The following is a 17,919-nucleotide window of genomic DNA, read 5'->3' on the forward strand; positions in this document are numbered from 1 at the left end:
GCAGCTTCTGCCTCCCCAGCAAACGATCGAATGAAGACGCGGGACGCTGAGGAATCGTTCACGGCGGGGCTCTGGGCAGCCTGCGCCGGGTCCTGCGGGAACACGTCGACACCGACTGAGATCACGGCTGGACTGGGGGCCGCTCGCTTGGAATGGAGTGTGTGATGCCAGCGGGATCGAGTCGTAAGCGGGAACGGCAGTACGAACACATCAAGGAGAGCACAGAAAAGCGTGGTGCTTCCGAGGGGCGTGCGAAGGAGATCGCAGCACGCACGGTGAACAAGGAGCGGGCGCGCTCAGGCGAGGCGAAGTCGGCGAGCAAAACGTCCACAGGTGATCCGAAGTCTGCCTCGCAGCGTGGGGGTGAACGGTCCCATCGTGGAGCGCAGGGACCCACGAAGGACCAGCTGGGGACTGCATTTCCCCGCGCGTCCGGATCCGGACGCGCATCTGGACCGGAAGGCGGTATGCATCATGGGACATGGCGGCGATGTCACAGAGGAGCTGACGGCCGACCACCGTGAAGTGAACGGACTCTTCGACCGGATCGAAGCGGTTCCGGCACGAGGCCGTGCGATCAGCTCTCGAAAGCCCCTCCACCCGGCGGTCGACGTCGTCTGGGATCTCGAATCATCTCAGCGCGTGCCGGACAACCGCACCAACCGCACCGCCGCCTGCGCAGCCCTTTCCCCCAGCGGTACGCCAGCCGGAAAGCAGTGTGATGAGTACCCCTTCGCCTCGGTCTGGGAAGGCGCGGGCGTAGGAGACAATAATTTCTCCGTGCGCTACGTCGACAGCGCTCAGAACAACAACGCCGGTAACGAACTGGGCGCGTGGTATCAGAACCAGCGAATTCTGGGTCGAGAAGCGTTCTTCGTCCAGATCTACAGCTGAGGCCAGAGCTGGAGTAGGTAGGTCTCCAATTCATCGTGTCTGCCGCTCAGCTCGACCTGTCCCCGGTCTTCCAAGGGGAAGCCGAGTAAGCGGCAGATACGCAAGCTGTACCGCCCGGGTGCCCCCAGAGGGATCGGCAGCCCGGCCGGACCGCCCATGAGCTGATCGAGGACGACGATCCCGGAACGGGAGGTAAAGACAGTGTCCGCGAGGAGCGGGATTTTCGACGCTGGCGGTTCCGCGTCCCAGACCTCGACTTTCACATCTACGTCGTGGTCGTGGATCAGGCTCATAATGCGCACGCTGTGCTCGCCCACGCCGGGGGCGTCGTCGTCGCCCATCGGAGGCTGTTCCCGGTCGTCCCAGTCGAAGTCAGACAGCACGAACTGGCTGTGATCGACAGTGACGTACCGCAGAGTTGTGAGAATCAGCTTCGCCATCGAGCCAGCCTAGAGTTTTTCCCGGCGCCTGATCGCCCAACTCGCTGCCTTCGGCCTCGATGTCACCGTGCCCCCCGAGTGGACCCCGGTGACGACGCGTCACCATCAGTCTGGAGGCGGATCTGCCGGGCTGGGCCTGGACCGACGGGGCTGGCGGGTTATCAGCTCAGGCTGTGGGGGCGGGCCAGTCCGAGGTCGTAGGCGAGGATCACGGCCTGGCTCCGGTCCCTGGCGCCGACTTTTGCCAGGACTGGTCGGACGTGTTTCTTCACCGTGGACTCGGACAACACGAGGCGTTCGGCGATCTCGCTTTTGGTAGGGCCTTTGCCGATGGCGACCAGGGTTTCTCGTTCGCGGTCGGTGACGGAGCCCAGCCGGGAATCCCCGTCGGCTGTCCAGTCGTCCGGGCGCCCGGCCAGTTGGTGGGCGTAGGGGGCCAGTAGGCGGCGGGTGAGGCTGGGGGCGATGACGGCGGGCCGACGGCGACTGCGCGGATCCCGGGGTCACGTCCGGTGGCGTGGTGTATCGACGGCCACTCGGTGATCCTTTGTGAAAGCTAGGCGGTAAGGGCTGCTGGGTCGGTTGTCTCGGCGGTGTTTCCTTCGATCAGGTGAAGGCGGCAGCGGCCGAGGATTTCGGGTCCCATGTAGCGGCGTTGTTCGGCCCATTCGTCGCTCTGCTCGGCCAGGACGGCGCCGATCAGGCGGATGATGGCGCCTCGGTCGGGGAAGATGCCGACGACGTCGGTCCGGCGCCTGATCTCCTTGTTCAAGCGTTCCTGGGGGTTGTTGGACCAGATCTGTTTCCACACGTCGCGGGGGAAAGCGGCGAAGGCCAGGAGGTCTTCGCGGGCGGTTTCGAGATGCTCGGCGGCCTTGGGGTACTTCTCGTCCAGGCCGGCGATGGCGGCGGCCATCTGTTTGCGGACGGCGGCTGCGTCGGGCTGTTCGAAGACGGTCCGCAGCAGGGTCGCCACCCATGGTTGAGCGGATTTGGGGACCTGCGAGAGCAGGTTGCGGGCGTAGTGAGTGCGGCAGCGCTGCCAGGCGGCGCCGGGCAGGGCGGCTCCGATCGCGCCCACCAGGCCGACATGGGCGTCGGAGACGACCAGCTCCGCGCCGGTCAGGCCGCGGGTGGTCAGGGAGCGCAGGAACGCCAGCCAGCCGGCGCCGTCCTCGCTGGAGGCGACGTCGATGCCGAGGACCTCGCGTTTGCCCTCGTTGTTGACGCCGACGGCGACCAGGCAGTGGACGTTGACGACGCGGCCTCCTTCGCGGACTTTTTGGGTCAGGGCGTCGACCCATACGAAGGTGTAGGGGCCGGCGTCCAGTGTCCGGTTGCGGAACTCGGCGACCCGGGCGTCGAGGACCTTGGCCATCTCGCTGACCTGGGACTTGGACAGTTGGGTGACGCCGAGGGTGGCGGCGAGTTTCTCGACTCGGCGGGTGCTGACGCCGAGCAGGTAGCAGGTGGCGACCACGGAGATCAGGGCTTGTTCGGAGCGGCGGCGGCGCTCGAGCAGCCAGTCGGGGAAGTAGGAACCGGAGCGGATCTTGGGGATGGCCAGGTCGATGCTGCCGGCCCGGGTGTCCCACTGGCGGTGCCGGTAACCGTTGCGGGAGTTCACCCGTTCCTCACTCGGCATGCCGTAGGACGCGCCGCAAGCGGCGTCGACGTCGGCGGACATCATGGCGTCGGCGAAGGTCTTCACCATCTGCCGCAGCAGATCGGGACTCGCCGAGGCGAGGTTCTCCTCCAACAGGGCGGCAAACGGCACACTGTCCGGTGCGGTCATCGTGCTGTTCTCCTTCAAGAGCTTGGTCGTTCTCGAAGGATCAGCCGGTGGCCGTCTTACGTTCAGGCTTCTCACCCAACTACGGGATCAAACCCCCGATTTAGGTGGAAACCCGTACACCACTTCCCTGGACGCAACCGATCCCGGCTAGGCCGTGTATCGAAAGTCGATCAAGGTGCTGTCTGGCTCATCGCTTCTCATGTGGTGAGGTGAGCCAGCGATCGTCCTGAAACTCGGCCGGAATCTCGTCTTCCCATGGATCGATCCCGCGACTTTCCAGTTCTTCGAACCACCGGTCCCGTTGCGACTCGGGGAGACGCTGCCCGCACCACGGGCAAAAGACGATCCTGATCCTTGAAGTGCCCCCGTCGTGGATGAACAGCCCGTACTCCTGGAACTTGGTGGTGAACCCAACCAGGGCGTCCGGGCAGCTGGAGGGGTCATCGTGCTGGTCACAGCGCCAGCTCGCCTGGCGCGTCATCTCTTCGCAGCAGTGGTGGGTCATGGCCCCAGTCTTTCTCGATCAGCACCCCAATCGGAAGCTGATCACGGTCTGGGATGAGCCGCACGAGCACTACTGGAACAGGCCCCTGAACAGCAACTTCGACAAAACCTGCTCGACCGGGACGCACCGTGAAGGGAATCATGGGCGGGTGACGTCAACCGAAGCAGCGGCAAGCGCGCTACAGGACCATGCCGCCCTCTGGAGCATGGGAGAAATCCGTGCCAGGGATGTCGTCAGTGCCGCCTGTGATGCGCTCGTCGCTGGACTCGACAGCCCTGGGCTCCGGACGCTGGCCGCCTGCACACGCGCCGAGGCGGACTACGACGTGCACGAGTTGCTCCCCGAGGCACTCAACGAACTCGGCCTCACCTTCTATCCGGTCGCCAGCGATGCCGGCCAAGAAGCCGCCGCCCGAGCGCTCGCACGCCGCATGCTCGCTGGCGAGCTGACACCTCGGGAGTTCACCTTCCGGATTCACCAGCGCTATGGACACGAGCTGCCCTTGGCTGAACGAATTGCCGAACTCGACGACGAGTACGACACCCTCGAATACGGCGACACAACAGCGACGCAGGTCGACGCTGAGGTCACGGCCGAAGCCCGCCGTCTCGCAGCCCACCCTCACGTTCCCGCCGAACCCACGGACACACCCAGCTGATGCACACGGACCGACCCGCGAGCTCCTGCTGAACAGGCTTCAGTTTCCCTGAACTCACGGGGCTCCTGGGGCCTGAGGAACATCCGTGTCAGATCGTGCGCTGAGCGTTCTCAGGGCTGGTTGGTACTTTGACCTGGGGTGATTGAGCGTCGGAGCCTTCGTGGGTCGTTGTTGTCGATCTTCGGAGAGCTGTTGTGGCGGTCGAGTTCCTGACGGATGAGCAGGCTGTTATCTGGATGTCTTGCGCTCGGTAGGCGGTATGAGCTGGTCTTTTATGTGGCTGACAGTGTCAGTCCCCTCTCCGTAGAGTTGCTCAGCGCCACCGGAGCTGATCCAGCTGGCACCGCAGGAAAGTGAGGACCCACCTACATGACCACCCCGCCGTCCGAGCGCACCCTCACCTACGCCGAAGACCTCAGGCCCGAGGATGTCCGCGCTTTGGAGGCGTTCCTCAACGTCCAGTTGGGGCGGGTGTACGACAAGGTCGGGCAGACCGGTGAGACGTCCTTCGCGATGCGGTCTCTGCTCATCCTGGTCTGCGACTCGGCCGGGCTCCTGTACACGCTCCTCGCGGTGGAGCGGCCAGAGACGTGGCAGCGGGCCGAGATCGTGCGGGAGTGGCAGCGGCTACGCAGTACGGCCCATGATTTCAACCACTGCGAGGGCTACGACCATGACCGCTGGTTTAACCAGGTACGGCACTTCGACGCCTCCGACGAGACCGCCGAACAGGACCGGATCCGCCGGTTCGCCGATGTCGGGTGTACCCCGAGACCGGACATTAACCGCGTGGAACGGTGATGCCTCGGCGAAGGTCGCGGAGCTGTCCGAGGGCCACGGCGAGTTCGTTGCGGAGCCGCTCGTTCTCCTCGTTCAGTTTCCGGTTGGCCTCCCGCAGTGCTCGCACCACCGTCTCGTGTGACTTGGTGGTGATGCGCTGGTGGTCGGGCAGGGCCGGTCGTCCCGTGGCGGGCTGCTTGTCCGCGAGTTCCCGTAGCTTGGCCAGGAGCGGGGCCTGGGCGTCGTCATAGAGAAAGGTTCGGGAGACCCCGGCCCGTGCGGCGACGCTGGCGACAGTCACCGCTCCGCCGTCGCGTTCCAGGGCCCCCAGGACGGCTTGGACGCGCTCGATGCAGTCCAGGCGGCGCTGCTGTGCGGCCTCGGCCAGGTGGGACGAGTTGTCAGCCCGCATCTGCTTCCCCCTTCGTCTCGACTGGGCTGCCAGGAAGGTCGTCTGGCGCCGGGGCTACTCCGTCGTTCTCCTGGTGGGCAATGCGCGTGATGAGATGCTCGACTGCGGTGGCCAGCCGTGCGTTGACGCAGGCCGCGCGGGAACGGCCAGCGGCTGCGGCGTCGGCTTGCAGCTCGTGGGTGCGGGCGAGGGTGTCGCGGTGGATGGGCAGGAACTGCCGGTCGCTTTGGAAGTCGTCACAGAAGTAGCAGCCGTCGGCGGCGGTCTTGGGGCAGGGACGCGAGATGTGCCGTCCACACCAGCCGCCGGCGACCGCGTGGAGACGGCGGCCGATCTTCTCTGCCAGCCACTCGACGCCGGACAGGTCGCTGTCGCGGCGGATCTTGACGGCCTCGCCCTTGAGGTTGAAACGGACCTCGTACTTCTCCTCGTACTCGCGGCGAAGCGTGTCGTCCGCGATGCGCGAGTAGTGCTCCTGCATCTGCCAGGAGGTGTGGCCCAGGACCTCGCGGATGGTGCGTCCGGACACCCCCGCGTTCGCCATTCTGGTGCCCAGCGTGTGCCGGAACTGATGCCAGCTGACGGCGGCGGCGTCGCCGTTGGAGTCGATGAGGCGAATCCGTTGCAGCCAGGCGTCGAAGCGGGTATCGACGGTGCCGTAGGGCATCGGGTACTTTCCGTCCGGGTTCCCGCTGACCTTGGGGAACAGCCACTGGCAGGCACCCCCGAACCGTTCCCGGACCCGGCCGTGCTGTTCCCGGATGGCATCCACCACCACGCGGGAGGCGGGGATGGCCCGGAAGCTCTTGTCCTTGCTCTTGTAGTGGACCAGGGCCCAGCGGCCGGACGGGGTCTTCTTCAGACAGTCGGTCTTCAACGTGAGTGCTTCGCTGATGCGCAGACCCTCGTCACGGCAGATCATCACCAGCGCGCGTGTCTCGGGGTCGAGCAGGGCCAGATTCTCCTCGGACTCGATCTGCTCCATCAGGTGCTCGTCGATGAAGTTGGCCTTCAGCCCGCGCGGCCGCGGGTATTCGTCCCGGTGGATCCGGGCGTCGGCTGGCAGTGCGGGCTGCCAGTCGTAGCGGCGCCACGTTTCCAGCATCGTGGAGACCGCCGACAGCAGGCGGCTGCGGCTGCCCGGGGACACGGGCTGGCCGAAGTACGGCCCCTTCTGTTCCACCGTCCTGCGGCCAACCCAGCCGATATAGGACTCCAGCAGCGGCCGGTCCAGCACCGCAGGGTCGTTCTGCCGGTCGGGGCGGGTCTCCGCGATGAACCGGGAGAAGAGGACGAAGTCGTGGAGGTTGCGCGCGGCCGACCGCAGTTCCGTGCGCGCGAGCCGCAGCCGCAAGTAACGCTTGACCGTCGGCCTCAGCCAAGGCTGCGTGATGCCGGTGAAGTCCAGCGGGGCGACGCGCTGCCGCTCCTCGATGCTGTAGCCGAGCCGGTCCGGGCGCCACACGTCCCTGTCCCACTCTTCGGCGGGTCCATCGAGGTCGCCGAGGGCCTCCAGCAGGTCGGTGAAGAGCTGCGGGACGGTGGTGTGGTTCAGCGACAGGCAACGCCAGTGGTGGGCCGGACGGTCCCGCACCGAGGAGACGCCCTCGGCGATGACGGTGTTGACCGCGCGGACCCAGGAGCTGGGGACCACCTTGGAGCGTCGCTGGTCGGTGCGGAGCTGGAGCAGGTACTGGAACTCCAGCGCCGCTAACGGCGGCAGGCCCGCGACGGAGAAGTTGGGGGTGTTGCGGAGCATCAGCTCGGCGGGCAGCGCGGCCAGCGGAGGCCGCCCGACCTTCGTCCAGCGGTAGTGGTGCCCGTCGCACAAGCCGTTGCGGCTGATCTCGTAACCGCAGTCCGGGAAGCCGCACCTGCCAGCCGCTGGACGAGAGAGCACCAGCGCCGCGGCGGCGTACTCGCGGACGCTGATCCGCCGGCCCCGCGAATGCAGGCCGTTCAAGTCGGCCAGGTGCAGGTCACACAGGCCCGACAGGCCGCCGGAGTACCGGCATCCGCTGACCTGGCACGAGGCCACGTCCAGGCTCAGCCCGGCTGGCCAGTTCGCCGGCTCCGCGATCCACGCCTTCCGCTCGGGACGCCCGGCCTTCCGCCAGGTCGAGTCGTGCGCGGCGCACAACCCGCGCGAGGCGTTCTTCCGCAAGCAGGTGGTGATCACGCACGGGGTCGGGGCCAGGAAGTGCCCGGCGGGCGGCATGAAGCGCTCGACCCGGAACTCCGGCCGCACCACGCAAAGCAGGGCCGTGACCCGAGGATCCCCGGGGAACGGGACGACGGCGGCCAGGCGGCCGTCGGCGCTCACCACGCGCCCCTGAAGCCCACCCGGTCCAGCTCGTCGGCCAGGTCATCCGCGTCCAGGTGCCCGTAGGTGTCCGCCGTGGTGTGGACCGAGCGGTGCGTGAGCAACTCACTGGTCACCTCCAGCCGCACGCCCGCCCGCAGAAGCGCGGTCGCGTGAGTATGCCGGAACAGATGGGGGTGAAAGTCGACACCGGTGCGCCGCCGCAGCCGCTTGACCAGGCTCATCGCCGCCCAGTACCCCATCGGCGTTCCCACGGCGCCGTTCCATAGGTTCACGAACACGTAGTCGCAGTCCAGCTCGCCGTACTCGGCGAACAGGTAGTCCGTGTAGAGGTCGAGCAGCGTCTGCCGGATGGGGATCTCCTTCGGGTCGTGGCTCTTGCCGCGGGCCCGGTTGGCGTTGTCCTCCCGAGGCCGCAGCGTCAGCGTCCGCCGGTCCGTGTTGATGTCCTCGTGCCGCAGGCCCAGCGCCTGCCCGATCCGGCAGCCCGTTTCGAACATCAACGCCATCAGCAGCCGGTCCCTCAGCCGCTCGCACGCGTCGAGGATGCTCTGGACGTCGGTGTCCGTCAGCGTGGCCGGCCGCCGCTTGACCTGCTTCAGCCGTGTCGGCCGACCGGTGACCTGCCGCTCCGCAATACCGGCGAGGAACCCACCGTGGTCGCCGATCGACGTCGCCCGACGATGCGTTAGCTGCGCTCCCATGCCGATGCCACGGCGCGCGAGGAACTCGTAGAACATATAGACACTGTTCAGCGCGCGATTGACCGTTGACGGCTCCCGGGCCGGGCTGTCGGCGTCCGCCGGTCGCAGCCGTCCCGGCTGGACCGGGCGCCGCAGCCACCCGGCGAACTGGTCCACGTGCTCCGAGGTCGCGGCCAGCGGATCGATGTCCAGAAGCCGGAGGAAGACCAGCCACGCCTTCAGGTCGAAGGCACGGGCCCGGAGCGTGTTCGGCGAGTGCTCCCGGTCGGTGCACAGTGCGAGGTAGTCGTCCACCGTCTCGACCACCCGTCCCTCGCCGTCCACGACGGTGTACGTCTCGCGGCGCATCCCGGACCCCACGACCCGTCGCACGTACATCCCGGCCCCTCCCCATCCACGGGCACCACGAATGGAGCAACGAGCGTCACGGACAACGGTCACGGCACGGTGTCAGCCACAGGCGCAAGCACCCTGCCGGACGCCACGTCCCGTACGTCGCTGACGCTTCCGGAACGCGTACAGATAAAGGCGGCCCGGTACGGGTCCTTCCACGAGGTGCCCTCGCAAGCGGAGCTGGAGCGGTACTTTTCCTGGACGACGCGAACCGGGAGGCGGTGCAGGCCAAGCGCAGGTCGCACAACCGGCTCGGGTTCGCGGTCCAGCTCACGAGCGTGCGGTTCCTGTCCCGGTTCATGCCGGATCCGCGGCAAGTGCCGGCGGAGGTGGGCCGAGTACCTGGCCGGGCAGTCGGAGATTGCGGACGTCTCGTGCCTCAAGCTGTATGGGGAGCGGGACGGCACGGCCCGTACGCACGCCGGGGAGATCCAGGAGGCGGGAGGCCGGCGGGACTTCGCCGAGGTCCGCGAGGAGCTGGTGGCCTGGCTGGACGCGAGGACGTGGACGACGGGGGGCGGGCCGAAGGCGTTGGTCGACGCGGCGGCGGGGTGGCTGCGCGAGGGGCGGGTGCTGTTGCCGGGGGCGAGCCGTCTGGCGCGGCTGGTGGGCTCGGCGCGGGAGGCGGCGAACCAGCGACTGTGGGACCCCCTGTACGGGATGCTGAGCGTCGGGCAGCGGGCGGTGCTGGACTCCCTGCTGACGGTGCCGCCCGGCGAGCGGGTCTCGGGGCTGGACCGGCTGCGGCGCGGGCCGGTGCGGGTCTCGGGCCCGCAGATGAAGCGGGCACTGGAGCGGGCCGATGAGCTCGCCGCGCTCGGGATGGGCGTCTCGGACGTGGGGGATACCGCCGCGGCGGCTGGCGGAACTGTCGCGGTACGGGGTGGACAGTAAGGCGTCGCTACTGCGCCGGCACTCGGACGCGCGGCGGCTGGCGACGCTGCTGGCCACCACGGTGTACCTCACCTCGCGGGCTGTGGACGACGCACTGGACCTGCTGGAGGTGCTGATCGCGACGAAGCTGCTGGCCCACGCGGAGCGCGAGAGCGCGAAGGAGAAGCTCAAGACCCTGCCGCGAGTCGAGCGGGCGTCGGCGAAGCTGGCGACCGCGTTCCAGGTCGTGTTCGACACCACCTCCAGGCAGGTCGACACCGACACCGGGGAGATCGCCCCGCCGAAGGTGGCGAGCCTGGAGGCGATGTGGGCCGAGATCGAGCAGGTGGTGCCCCGGCACGAGCTGGCCGCGGCGATCGCCGCGCTGTTCGAGCTGACCCCGCCGCTGGACTCCGACGCCGACGAGGCATGGCGGGCGATGCTGGTGAACCGGTTCGGGACCTGAGCGCGCTGCGGTCGCTACTGGAGCTGATGGGCCGCAAGAAGGTCGGCCCGGCCGAGATCGACACCGGCCTGCTCACCGGGTCGTGGCGGCGCCTGGTGCTCTCGGCGCCGCATCTGGAGCCGGGCACGGTGGACTGGAAGGCGTACACGTTCTGCGTGCTGGAGCAGCTGCACCGGATGCTGCGCAGCAAGCAGGTCTTCGCCCGCAACTCCTCCAAGTGGAGCGACCCGCGGGCGTTTGTGACAGGTTCAGTTGGCCCCACTTTGGCCGTGATCGACATTCGTTATGGCTCCACCCCGGCGGAGAGCCAGCAGCGGACCGAGGAACGAGACGGCTGCTTCTAGCTGCGTCCTTGCCTGTGAGGCGCTCGCCGGCCGTGCCCGGCATTCGAACGTCTGGTGGGGCCAACTTCCGTGCCGGTGTGGGGCCCAATTCGCTTGCCACAAAGAGACGGGAGGTCCCTGGCGTTATGGCCGGTAGGAACGTCCGGCGGTGCGGCCAGTGCGGCATGAAGTTGCCAAAGGGGAGCAGGCGGTCGCGCCGGTGTTGCCGGGCGGCCGGCCAGGTTAGCTGTCGGTGCACGAGGGCCAGATCTCTGCCGCCCAGTCTCGCCAGCTCGGCCAGCCCGCCGGTGGCGTGGGGACCTCGCCGCCGTCGAGTTCGGCGGCGTCAGGCACCTGGAACTGCTCCCGCCAGACATCCAGGTCGGCCTCGCTCATCGGGAACGTGTGATGCGGTGTTGTTTCCTGGCGGTGCGCGACGCGGGCGAGCTGGACGTCCTTGTCCACGGGCAGGTAGACCACTTGGCATGATGCCCCGACCGACCGGGCCAGCCAGCGCAGCGCCGACCGTTCATCGCGGCTCCAGAGTCCGAAGTCGAGCACGACGCTGGTCCCCAGCCTCAGCGCCTGTAGGGCGACCGAGATGAGCCGCCCCTCGAGCACCCAGCGCTTGCCGTCGGCCATCGAATCGCCGAACAGCGGGATCATCCAGTGATCGGGGGTCAGCCGGAGCGCCCGGTGGATTGCGGCGAGTTCTTTGGCACGGGTGGTTTTCCCAGCCCCAGGGAGCCCGACCATCAGGAGCAGGATGACAGCACGTGAGTGCTGCGTAGCGCTGAGGCCGGCTGCATGCGGATGCTGCGAATCGAAACGCTGTGACTGAGACATGACTTCCCTGATCAGGCAGGACGGCCCGGCGTCACAGGAACATGAGTGACTGCCGGCAGGACACTGATCCGGCGGTACGTCATGGCACTGCCCCATGCAGGGCAGGCAATGGCCGCGGTTACAGGACCGCGGTACCGCCGCTAAGCGGCGGTTGTCGTCATGGGAGCACAGCAGCACATGCCTTGACCATAGCGGACCGACTGTGCCGCCGGGCGGCGTGGGTGCCCGGAGCGGTGGCGGGCAGCGATACTCGTCTGGCCGTGGTGTGGTTCCACGGCAGCGCAGTGACAGCCGGGTGTCAGCGGCACGCGTCGCCGGGCGCGAGCGGGCTGGTCACTTCGGAGATCGCCTCGTGGGAGGGCTTGAAGTAGCGGCGGACGTTTTCCGGCTTCTTGTGCCGGGACTTCGCCATCAGCATCAGCAGAGAGGCGCCCTGCTCGCCGAGGTGGGTCAGGGCGGAGTGGCGGTACTCGTGCAGGTCCCAGCCGGTGCCCGGCCCCCGCACGGTGGTGTGCTCGTCGAGCAGGGCGCGGGCCTGGCCGTGGGAGAGGCGGGCCAGGCCGGTGTCCGGGCACACGTCGCGCGGGCTGACGACCTTCCCTGGGCCAGGGCGGCGGTGGGTGACGAAGTATGGGAGCGCGGGTTAGTCGCGGGCGGCGACACAGGAAAACCCGCGCGCAGATCGACCTGTTGAGGGACGAGGGCGCGCGGGTTGGGGTGGTTCCTCCTCCCAGGACTGAGCCTTTCTGCAGTTCACTCGAGGCGCCTAGGTGTATTGGTCCGTTACGGGAGGGGTGAGCCACCGGTGGCGTTGACGATCTCCGCGGTGATGTAGCCCGCTTCGGCGGAGGCGAGGAAGACGTAGGCAGGAGCCATTTCTGCGGGCTGGGCCGGGCGGCCCAGTGGCGACTGCTTGCCGAATTCCTTGGTGTCCGGGAGGGTCGCGGGGATCAGGGGTGTCCAGACCGGCCCTGGGGCCACGGCGTTGACGCGGATGCCGTCGGCGGCGAGCATCTGGGCCAGCCCTTGGGTGAAGTTGGCGATGGCTCCCTTGGTCATGGCGTAGTCCAGCAGGTGCGGGCTGGGCTGGTACGCCTGGACCGAGGTGGTGTTGATGATGGAACCGCCCCGCGGAATGTGCGGTAGTGCCATCTTCGACAGCCAGAACATGCCGTACAGGTTGGTGTGCACTACGCGATCGAACTGCTCGGTGGTGATCGCGGCGATTCCGTCCGGCTGTGACATCTGATAGGCAGCGTTGTTGACGAGAATGTCGATGCGGCCCCACTCCTCCACCGCCCGTTCGACCAGCCGTCGGCACTGCTCCTCCTCCCGGATGTCACAGGGGACGGCCACAGCCGTGCGGCCCGCGTCCTGGACGAGGCGGGTGGTCTCCGCCGCCTCCTCGTCCTCCTCGGGCAAGTAGGTGAACAGCACGTCGGCGCCCTCCCGGGCGAAGGCCAGCGCGACAGCGCGCCCGATGCCCGAGTCGCCACCTGTCAGCACCGCCTTGCGGTCCTGGAGCCGTCCAGTCCCCCGGTAGGAGTCCTCACCATGATCCGGGGGCGGGTCCATGGGGCCGGTCCATCCGGGATGCTCCTGGTCCTGCTGCGGGAAGTCCGGCTCGGGTTGCCGGGGCTGAGAACGGGGTGTGTCGGGCAACGGATCGTCCTTCCTCTGCTGAACGGCTGTCCTCATGCGGACTGGGCCTCTCCGGAGCGTCCTCACGCAAGCCCGTCCCGGTCGCTCTGCTCCGTGAAGAGCATTCTGTCCGCGTAGGGCGAAGTGCCCCCGATCGATTGATCCATTCGGGTTCTCCGGCGGTTGTTCTCTGATGTCCGAGTAGCTCTGTGTCTGCACGCCGGTCCGCGCAGCGTCAGTGTGTTTACGGGCAGGGGCATGGGTTACACACGTTTCTGGTTACTCACCGGCCGCCGGGCGCGCCGGCTGTCTGTTGGTACTGAGCCCGCGGGCCTCCTCATGGAGTCGGCGCAGGAAACCGTAGGAGAGTGAGTTCGGCATGGCGGGTGGTGAGGCGGCCGCAAAAGGGTTGCCGCCGGGGCGGTTCGCGCGAGTTCGAGAGAGGTGTGGCCGGGCCTTCCGCTACGCGGGCTCCGAACGGCTCACCCTGCTGCTGATCGGCAAGAGCACGCTGGCTGCCATGCTCGCCTGGGTGGTCTCCTTCTATGGCCTCAATGCGCAGTCGCCGGCATTTGCGCCTTTCTCCGCAGTCATGATCATGCACGTCACCTGTCCATCGTGCAGTCCCTGCGTTACGTCGGCGCGGTCGCGGCTGGGGTGGCCGTTCAGGCCGCGCTCGGCTTTCTCACTGGTCCGGATCTGCTGACGTTCGGGCTGGTCACGGTGATCGCGCTGTCGCTCGGCCGGTCGCGGGTGCTGGTGGCACAGGGTCCGCAGGTGGCCACCGCGGCGTTCTTCGCGTTCTCCACGTACAGCAGCGCCACCGACGACACGACACGGATCCCGCAACTGGGACAGATCGTGCTGCTGGTCCTCATAGGCTGCGCCATCGGCACCGCGGTCAACGTCACCATCGCCCCCCGATGCGTTACCGCACCGCGGAACACAGCGTCCGCGTCCTCGCCCGCACCCTCTACGACTTGACGTCCGACATACACCCCGCCCTGCGCGAGGGAACGCTGGACGTCGACACCACCGCGCGCTGGCGCGAGCGCGCCGCCCGGACCGGCAGCCTCATCGCCCAGGCCAGGGCCGACCTCAACACCGCCGAGGAAAGCGTCCACTACAACCCCCGCCGGCTGCTGAAACGCTACCGTGACCACCTCGGCTGCCGGGGGCACCAGTCGGTACTCGATGCCCTAGAGCGGACCCTGTACCAACTGGCCTCCCTGACGCGGAGTCTCGACCAGTGGCGGGCCGAGGAGAACGACTACCGCTACGGGCCCTTCCTGGACCCGTACGCGGCCTTTTTGGAAGCCCTCTCGGAGATCGCCCTCGCCGCTCCCGAGTGGTGTCGATCTGGGCCCTCATTTGGTCGGGTGACGTGCCCATTGCGCATCCTCCTTCAAGCTCTCCACGGTCTTGTCGGAAAGCATCGACCAGCTGGCAGACCGCGCCAGCCCCGGACAGATGGTGCGCCGCCGTAGGCAGCGGGTGCGCGGTGCGCTGTCGGGCCTTCGTGACCGCGTCATGGGGACCGTGGCCGACTCCACCGGGACCGTACACAGCAGGCCGCCGAGTCGGCGAAGGAGAGCACGGGCGAGGCCGCGGACACCGTGCGCCAGGCGGCCGGACAGGTCGGCGATGCGGCCGGCTGGGTCAGTGAGGCAGTCGGTAGAGCGCCGGAGCAGGCCGTGCGGCAGACACAGGGCAATCCGCTGGGGGCTGGCTTGGTTGCTTTCGGTGCCGGACTGCTGGCCGCGTCCCTGCTGCCCACCTCGCAGGCCGAGGAGCAGGCAGCCACCCAGATTTCCGAAAGTGAGGCTGTCGAGCCGGTGAAGCAGGCGGCCCTGGAGTCGGCCCAGCATCTGAAGGAGGACGCCACGCAGTCCGCCGAGCAGGTCAAGAGCAGTGCCACGGACGCCGCCCGGACCACCGGCGACCAGGCCCGCGACCGGGCCGGACAGGTCGGGGAACAGGCCCGCGAATCGGGCCAGCAGGTGGCCGACGAAGCCCGCGGACAGACCGGCATCTGAATCATGGAGAAGGCGGTGACTCATGCCGGCGCCCGAGGAGACGAGAGCGCTAGCATGCGTACCCAGCTGCAAAGCAGCCAGGACAAGGGCGGACTTGCCCCGCGACGGCGTCGAGCAGCGCGCCCGGGGTGGACCCGGGACCAAGATCACCCTGCCAAGGGACCGCGGGCGCAGGATGGGCACAGTCCGCGGTAGGTGATCTCGGCCTCGGACACCGCGAAGCCGAACCTTTCCTCCGTGGGGAGGTCGTCGAGCGGACTGCCTGTCGGGTGGACGTCGCGGATGGTGCCGCAGCCGGTGCACACCAGGTGCTGGTGCGGGCGGTGCGCGTTGGGGTCGTACCGCTTGGCGCGGCCGTCGGTGGAGACCTCGATGACCTCGCCCAGGGAGACCAGCTCGCCCAGAGCGTTGTAGACCGTCGCGCGGGAGATCTCGGGCAGCCGCTGCGCCGCCCGGGCGTGCACCTCGTCGGCCGTGAGGTGCACGTGGTCGCCGTCGAGGACCTCCGCAACGACGCGCCGCTGGGACGTCATCCGCCAGCCACGTCTTCGCAGTCGTTTCAACAGGTCACTCATATCGGTTCACCTGTTCACTCGGTGGATATCTGGAGTTTAGCGATGACGCCCGTTTCTGAGCGAAAGCGAATCGGGACTCGGACTCTGTCCCCTGCACAAGCGGTGGGGCTGGGTAGGGCGGCGCACGCCCGCCCGTGGTCAAGGCTCACAGCTCCATTACGCGCCCGCTTTGAACTTGAGTGCTTGTTACGCGCGGTTGTTGCTCAGCGTGTTCTCGTAGCGATGCGGTCCGTGGTGCGCAAACATACGGACGCCGACATCCGGCACGATCGTCGGCGTCGCAGTTCCGGCCGACCGGCTCCATGCGCACAACAGCTAGAACGCGGTCGCAGTGGTCGACACCAGCAAAGGCAAGCAACATCAAGAGCAGGCAAGACAGCAGAAGGAAAACCGAGACAGGGAGAAGGACAGAAGTGTCCGGCAGCAGCGAGCCGGGACTGGTGGCCCTATCAGCCGGACCTCAGGTTCTCCACCAGCAATCTCCCCAGTCAGTGTGGTTCCGTCAGTGGCGCGGCTCGCTCGGACGTTGAGAAGGGTGTTCGTCGATGGACAGCGTGGAAGCTGCGCGTGCACGGGTGCTGGCGGAGCTGATCGCTGCGAGTCATCTGATGACTTTGGAGCAGCTGCCTGGCACGGTGGCGTCGCACGCTGCCGGGGTGGGCTGGCCTCAGGTGCTGATCTATCTGGCCGATCTGCAACAGGTTCGGCTGTACCTGCTGCACGGCAGCATCGACGTCAGCCCCGGTGGCGCCGACGTGCCGACTGAGTTGTCCGTTGAAGGGACCGTGGCAGGGCGGGCCTTCCAACTGGGGAAGGCCTTTCCGGCCTCCGCCTCTGCGAAGGGCCAGTGGTGGGTCCCGCTGCTGGACGGCACCGAGCGTCTTGGTGTGCTCCGGGTCGGCGTTCCAGGCGCACAGGTCGAGGCGGACGAGGATCTGAACAAGCTCGCCGGATTGGTCGCCCTCCTTCTGGTGAGCAAGCGTGACACGAGCGACTCGTACTCCCAGTTGGTCCGCCGCCGGAGGATGGATGTATCCGCCGAGATGGAATGGCAGCTGATGCCGCCGCGGACTTTCGCCACAGACCGTGTTTTGATCAGCGCAATTATGGAACCGGCCTACCAAGTCAGCGGAGATGTTTTCGACTACGCCCTGACCGGGGAGACCGTTCATCTGTCTGTCTTCGACGCCATGGGACACGACACCGCCGCCGGAGTGACCGCAAACCTCGCGTTGGCAGCCGCTCGCAATCACCGCCGTCAGGGCGCTGACCTTCTGCAGACAGCGGAAGGCGTCGGTGAGATCCTGACCGAGCAATTTGCGGGCAACCGCTACGCCACGGGCATCTTGGCCGACCTTCACCTGGCCACCGGCATGCTGACCTGGACGAACTACGGCCACCACCCCCCGGTCATCATCCGCGGCAACCGTACGGTCGTGCACCTGTCCTGCTCGCCCGCTCCTCCCATGGGAACCGGGCTGGGCCAGCCCGGCACCCTACGCCGCGACCAGCTCGAACCCCGGGACCGCCTGCTGCTCTACACCGACGGCATCACCGAAGCGCGCAACCGAGAGGGACAGGAATTCGGCCTGCACGGCCTGACCGACTTCCTCATTCGTCACCACGCCGACGACCTCCCCGTCCCAGAAACCCTGCGCCGGCTGATCGGGCACCACCTGGCCTACCACCACGGCCGCCTCAACGACGACGCCACCGTGATGCTCGTGGAATGGCACGGCCCAACCCCCTACCGACCCGGCCAGCTGCAGGCACTCGCGGGCCTGCCCCCGTCCACCGCCCCGGAGACCATTTCCTCCGCGTGGGCCCAACAGCCCGCTGACGACGACGGCCCCTGAAGGAAGCAAAGCCCTGCTCCAAGTTCCTGGAGTTCTGTCGCCTCCGACGCTCCCTCCGCCCGGCCCAGAAACGCATCGCGATCGTGTGCGACAACTACTCCCCGCACCTGACCACCAAGCGATGCCGCCGGGTCGCGGACCGGGCCGAGGCCAACAGCGTCGAGATCGCCTACACCCCGACCGACCACTCCTGGCTCAACCGGGTCGAAGCCCACTTCACGGCCCTGCGCCACCTCGCCCTGGAGAACGCCGACCAGCCCAGCCACAAGGCGCAGGGCAGCAGGATTCGCCGCTACATCACCTGGCGAAACGAGCACGCCAGTGACGAGCGTCTACGCGAGGTGGTGAGCCCTGCGATCGTCGCTTGATGCGGCACCAGTAGGGCGCCGGTCTTACCGA

Annotated in this window: 18 protein-coding genes and 4 pseudogenes; 11 read left to right on the top strand and 11 right to left on the bottom strand. The window is 67.6% G+C overall.

Annotated features, from left to right (window positions below; translation table 11 throughout):
* The first annotated feature begins 164 nt into the window (after window positions 1-164).
* Window positions 165-524, top strand: a complete 360-nt coding sequence (locus OG963_RS04475) for a plasmid stabilization protein (protein ID WP_371798481.1) — start codon at window positions 165-167, stop codon at window positions 522-524.
* The gene (locus tag OG963_RS04480) at window positions 475-894 is read left to right on the top strand and encodes a NucA/NucB deoxyribonuclease domain-containing protein (RefSeq protein ID WP_371798482.1); all 420 of its coding nucleotides are present in this window, start codon (window positions 475-477) and stop codon (window positions 892-894) included. Before OG963_RS04475 ends, OG963_RS04480 begins: the two co-directional genes overlap by 50 nt.
* On the opposite strand, the gene OG963_RS04485 is transcribed toward OG963_RS04480, so the two are convergent.
* The 4 genes and pseudogenes from OG963_RS04485 to OG963_RS04500 all read right to left on the bottom strand — a co-directional run bounded on the left by OG963_RS04485 (window position 885) and on the right by OG963_RS04500 (window position 3,634).
* A complete protein-coding gene (locus tag OG963_RS04485) occupies window positions 885-1,334 on the bottom strand; it encodes a hypothetical protein (RefSeq protein WP_371798483.1) in 450 nt (149 codons plus the stop codon). The two genes, OG963_RS04480 and OG963_RS04485, sit on opposite strands and share 10 nt — an antisense overlap.
* Before the next feature lie 161 nt (window positions 1,335-1,495).
* A pseudogene (locus tag OG963_RS04490) lies at window positions 1,496-1,833 on the bottom strand (response regulator transcription factor); the annotation flags it as partial.
* A 57-nt stretch (window positions 1,834-1,890) separates the two neighbouring features.
* Window positions 1,891-3,129 (bottom strand): IS256 family transposase, encoded by a 1,239-nt coding sequence (locus tag OG963_RS04495; RefSeq protein ID WP_371798231.1) that lies wholly within the window; start codon window positions 3,127-3,129, stop codon window positions 1,891-1,893.
* Window positions 3,130-3,316: 187 nt separating this feature from the next.
* The gene (locus tag OG963_RS04500) at window positions 3,317-3,634 is read right to left on the bottom strand and encodes a hypothetical protein (protein ID WP_371798484.1); all 318 of its coding nucleotides are present in this window, start codon (window positions 3,632-3,634) and stop codon (window positions 3,317-3,319) included.
* Between OG963_RS04500 and OG963_RS04505 the strand changes: the two genes are divergently transcribed.
* On the top strand, window positions 3,633-4,292 hold the full coding sequence (locus tag OG963_RS04505; RefSeq protein ID WP_371798485.1) for a hypothetical protein: 660 nt from the start codon (window positions 3,633-3,635) through the stop codon (window positions 4,290-4,292). The two genes, OG963_RS04500 and OG963_RS04505, sit on opposite strands and share 2 nt — an antisense overlap.
* Window positions 4,293-4,661: 369 nt before the next feature.
* Window positions 4,662-5,093 carry a hypothetical protein gene (locus tag OG963_RS04510; RefSeq protein WP_371798486.1) on the top strand — a complete coding sequence of 144 codons (432 nt, stop codon included), beginning with the start codon at window positions 4,662-4,664 and terminating at the stop codon, window positions 5,091-5,093.
* On the opposite strand, the gene OG963_RS04515 is transcribed toward OG963_RS04510, so the two are convergent.
* From OG963_RS04515 to OG963_RS04525, 3 genes are read right to left on the bottom strand one after another with little or no spacing between them, the layout of a single operon-like run.
* Entirely contained in the window at window positions 5,074-5,484 is a 411-nt protein-coding gene (locus tag OG963_RS04515; protein WP_371798487.1) for a DUF6262 family protein, read from the bottom strand. The genes OG963_RS04510 and OG963_RS04515 overlap by 20 nt on opposite strands.
* Window positions 5,474-7,807: a tyrosine-type recombinase/integrase gene (locus OG963_RS04520; protein WP_371798488.1), complete on the bottom strand. Its 2,334-nt coding sequence runs from the start codon at window positions 7,805-7,807 to the stop codon at window positions 5,474-5,476. The genes OG963_RS04515 and OG963_RS04520 overlap by 11 nt, the downstream gene beginning before the upstream one ends.
* Window positions 7,804-8,889, bottom strand: coding sequence for a tyrosine-type recombinase/integrase (locus tag OG963_RS04525; RefSeq protein ID WP_371798489.1), 1,086 nt, complete (start codon window positions 8,887-8,889; stop codon window positions 7,804-7,806). Before OG963_RS04525 ends, OG963_RS04520 begins: the two co-directional genes overlap by 4 nt.
* Window positions 8,890-9,009: 120 nt before the next feature.
* On the opposite strand from OG963_RS04525, the pseudogene OG963_RS04530 reads away from it, so the two are divergent.
* Window positions 9,010-10,479: pseudogene (locus OG963_RS04530) on the top strand (DUF4158 domain-containing protein); the annotation flags it as partial.
* 330 nt (window positions 10,480-10,809) lie between these two features.
* Here the strand turns inward: OG963_RS04530 and OG963_RS04535 are convergent.
* The 3 genes and pseudogenes from OG963_RS04535 to OG963_RS04545 all read right to left on the bottom strand — a co-directional run bounded on the left by OG963_RS04535 (window position 10,810) and on the right by OG963_RS04545 (window position 13,074).
* Window positions 10,810-11,322 (bottom strand): AAA family ATPase, encoded by a 513-nt coding sequence (locus OG963_RS04535; RefSeq protein WP_371800263.1) that lies wholly within the window; start codon window positions 11,320-11,322, stop codon window positions 10,810-10,812.
* A gap of 388 nt (window positions 11,323-11,710) precedes the next feature.
* Window positions 11,711-12,046: pseudogene (locus OG963_RS04540) on the bottom strand (site-specific integrase); the annotation flags it as partial.
* Window positions 12,047-12,195: 149 nt separating this feature from the next.
* On the bottom strand, window positions 12,196-13,074 hold the full coding sequence (locus tag OG963_RS04545; RefSeq protein ID WP_319741312.1) for an SDR family oxidoreductase: 879 nt from the start codon (window positions 13,072-13,074) through the stop codon (window positions 12,196-12,198).
* Window positions 13,075-13,671: 597 nt separating this feature from the next.
* Between OG963_RS04545 and OG963_RS04550 the strand changes: the two genes are divergently transcribed.
* Genes OG963_RS04550 through OG963_RS04565 form a run of 4 tightly spaced genes read left to right on the top strand, consistent with a single transcriptional unit; the run spans window position 13,672 to window position 15,089 of the window.
* Window positions 13,672-14,037 (top strand): hypothetical protein, encoded by a 366-nt coding sequence (locus OG963_RS04550; RefSeq protein ID WP_319741311.1) that lies wholly within the window; start codon window positions 13,672-13,674, stop codon window positions 14,035-14,037.
* Window positions 14,034-14,540 carry a hypothetical protein gene (locus OG963_RS04555; protein ID WP_371798490.1) on the top strand — a complete coding sequence of 169 codons (507 nt, stop codon included), beginning with the start codon at window positions 14,034-14,036 and terminating at the stop codon, window positions 14,538-14,540. Before OG963_RS04550 ends, OG963_RS04555 begins: the two co-directional genes overlap by 4 nt.
* The gene (locus OG963_RS04560; RefSeq protein WP_371798491.1) at window positions 14,476-14,892 is read left to right on the top strand and encodes a DUF3618 domain-containing protein; all 417 of its coding nucleotides are present in this window, start codon (window positions 14,476-14,478) and stop codon (window positions 14,890-14,892) included. Before OG963_RS04555 ends, OG963_RS04560 begins: the two co-directional genes overlap by 65 nt.
* Window positions 14,889-15,089: a hypothetical protein gene (locus OG963_RS04565; protein WP_371798492.1), complete on the top strand. Its 201-nt coding sequence runs from the start codon at window positions 14,889-14,891 to the stop codon at window positions 15,087-15,089. Before OG963_RS04560 ends, OG963_RS04565 begins: the two co-directional genes overlap by 4 nt.
* A 146-nt stretch (window positions 15,090-15,235) precedes the next feature.
* On the opposite strand, the gene OG963_RS04570 is transcribed toward OG963_RS04565, so the two are convergent.
* Window positions 15,236-15,664: a Fur family transcriptional regulator gene (locus tag OG963_RS04570; RefSeq protein ID WP_371798493.1), complete on the bottom strand. Its 429-nt coding sequence runs from the start codon at window positions 15,662-15,664 to the stop codon at window positions 15,236-15,238.
* A gap of 545 nt (window positions 15,665-16,209) precedes the next feature.
* Between OG963_RS04570 and OG963_RS04575 the strand changes: the two genes are divergently transcribed.
* On the top strand, window positions 16,210-17,520 hold the full coding sequence (locus OG963_RS04575) for a PP2C family protein-serine/threonine phosphatase (RefSeq protein WP_371798494.1): 1,311 nt from the start codon (window positions 16,210-16,212) through the stop codon (window positions 17,518-17,520).
* Window positions 17,521-17,537: 17 nt separating this feature from the next.
* Window positions 17,538-17,888: pseudogene (locus tag OG963_RS04580) on the top strand (hypothetical protein); the annotation flags it as partial.
* Between the last annotated feature and the right edge of the window lie 31 nt (window positions 17,889-17,919).

This window comes from Streptomyces sp. NBC_01707 (assembly GCF_041438805.1).
GTDB lineage: Bacteria > Actinomycetota > Actinomycetes > Streptomycetales > Streptomycetaceae > Streptomyces.

Coding starts and splice junctions, on each gene's coding strand:
- OG963_RS04475 (WP_371798481.1), top strand. CDS start 165: ATGCCAGCGGGATCGAGTCGTAAGCGGGAACGGCAGTACGAACACATC.
- OG963_RS04480 (WP_371798482.1), top strand. CDS start 475: ATGGGACATGGCGGCGATGTCACAGAGGAGCTGACGGCCGACCACCGT.
- OG963_RS04485 (WP_371798483.1), bottom strand. CDS start 1,334: ATGGCGAAGCTGATTCTCACAACTCTGCGGTACGTCACTGTCGATCAC.
- OG963_RS04495 (WP_371798231.1), bottom strand. CDS start 3,129: ATGACCGCACCGGACAGTGTGCCGTTTGCCGCCCTGTTGGAGGAGAAC.
- OG963_RS04505 (WP_371798485.1), top strand. CDS start 3,633: ATGGCCCCAGTCTTTCTCGATCAGCACCCCAATCGGAAGCTGATCACG.
- OG963_RS04500 (WP_371798484.1), bottom strand. CDS start 3,634: ATGACCCACCACTGCTGCGAAGAGATGACGCGCCAGGCGAGCTGGCGC.
- OG963_RS04510 (WP_371798486.1), top strand. CDS start 4,662: ATGACCACCCCGCCGTCCGAGCGCACCCTCACCTACGCCGAAGACCTC.
- OG963_RS04515 (WP_371798487.1), bottom strand. CDS start 5,484: ATGCGGGCTGACAACTCGTCCCACCTGGCCGAGGCCGCACAGCAGCGC.
- OG963_RS04525 (WP_371798489.1), bottom strand. CDS start 8,889: ATGTACGTGCGACGGGTCGTGGGGTCCGGGATGCGCCGCGAGACGTAC.
- OG963_RS04535 (WP_371800263.1), bottom strand. CDS start 11,322: ATGGTCGGGCTCCCTGGGGCTGGGAAAACCACCCGTGCCAAAGAACTC.
- OG963_RS04570 (WP_371798493.1), bottom strand. CDS start 15,664: ATGAGTGACCTGTTGAAACGACTGCGAAGACGTGGCTGGCGGATGACG.
- OG963_RS04575 (WP_371798494.1), top strand. CDS start 16,210: ATGGACAGCGTGGAAGCTGCGCGTGCACGGGTGCTGGCGGAGCTGATC.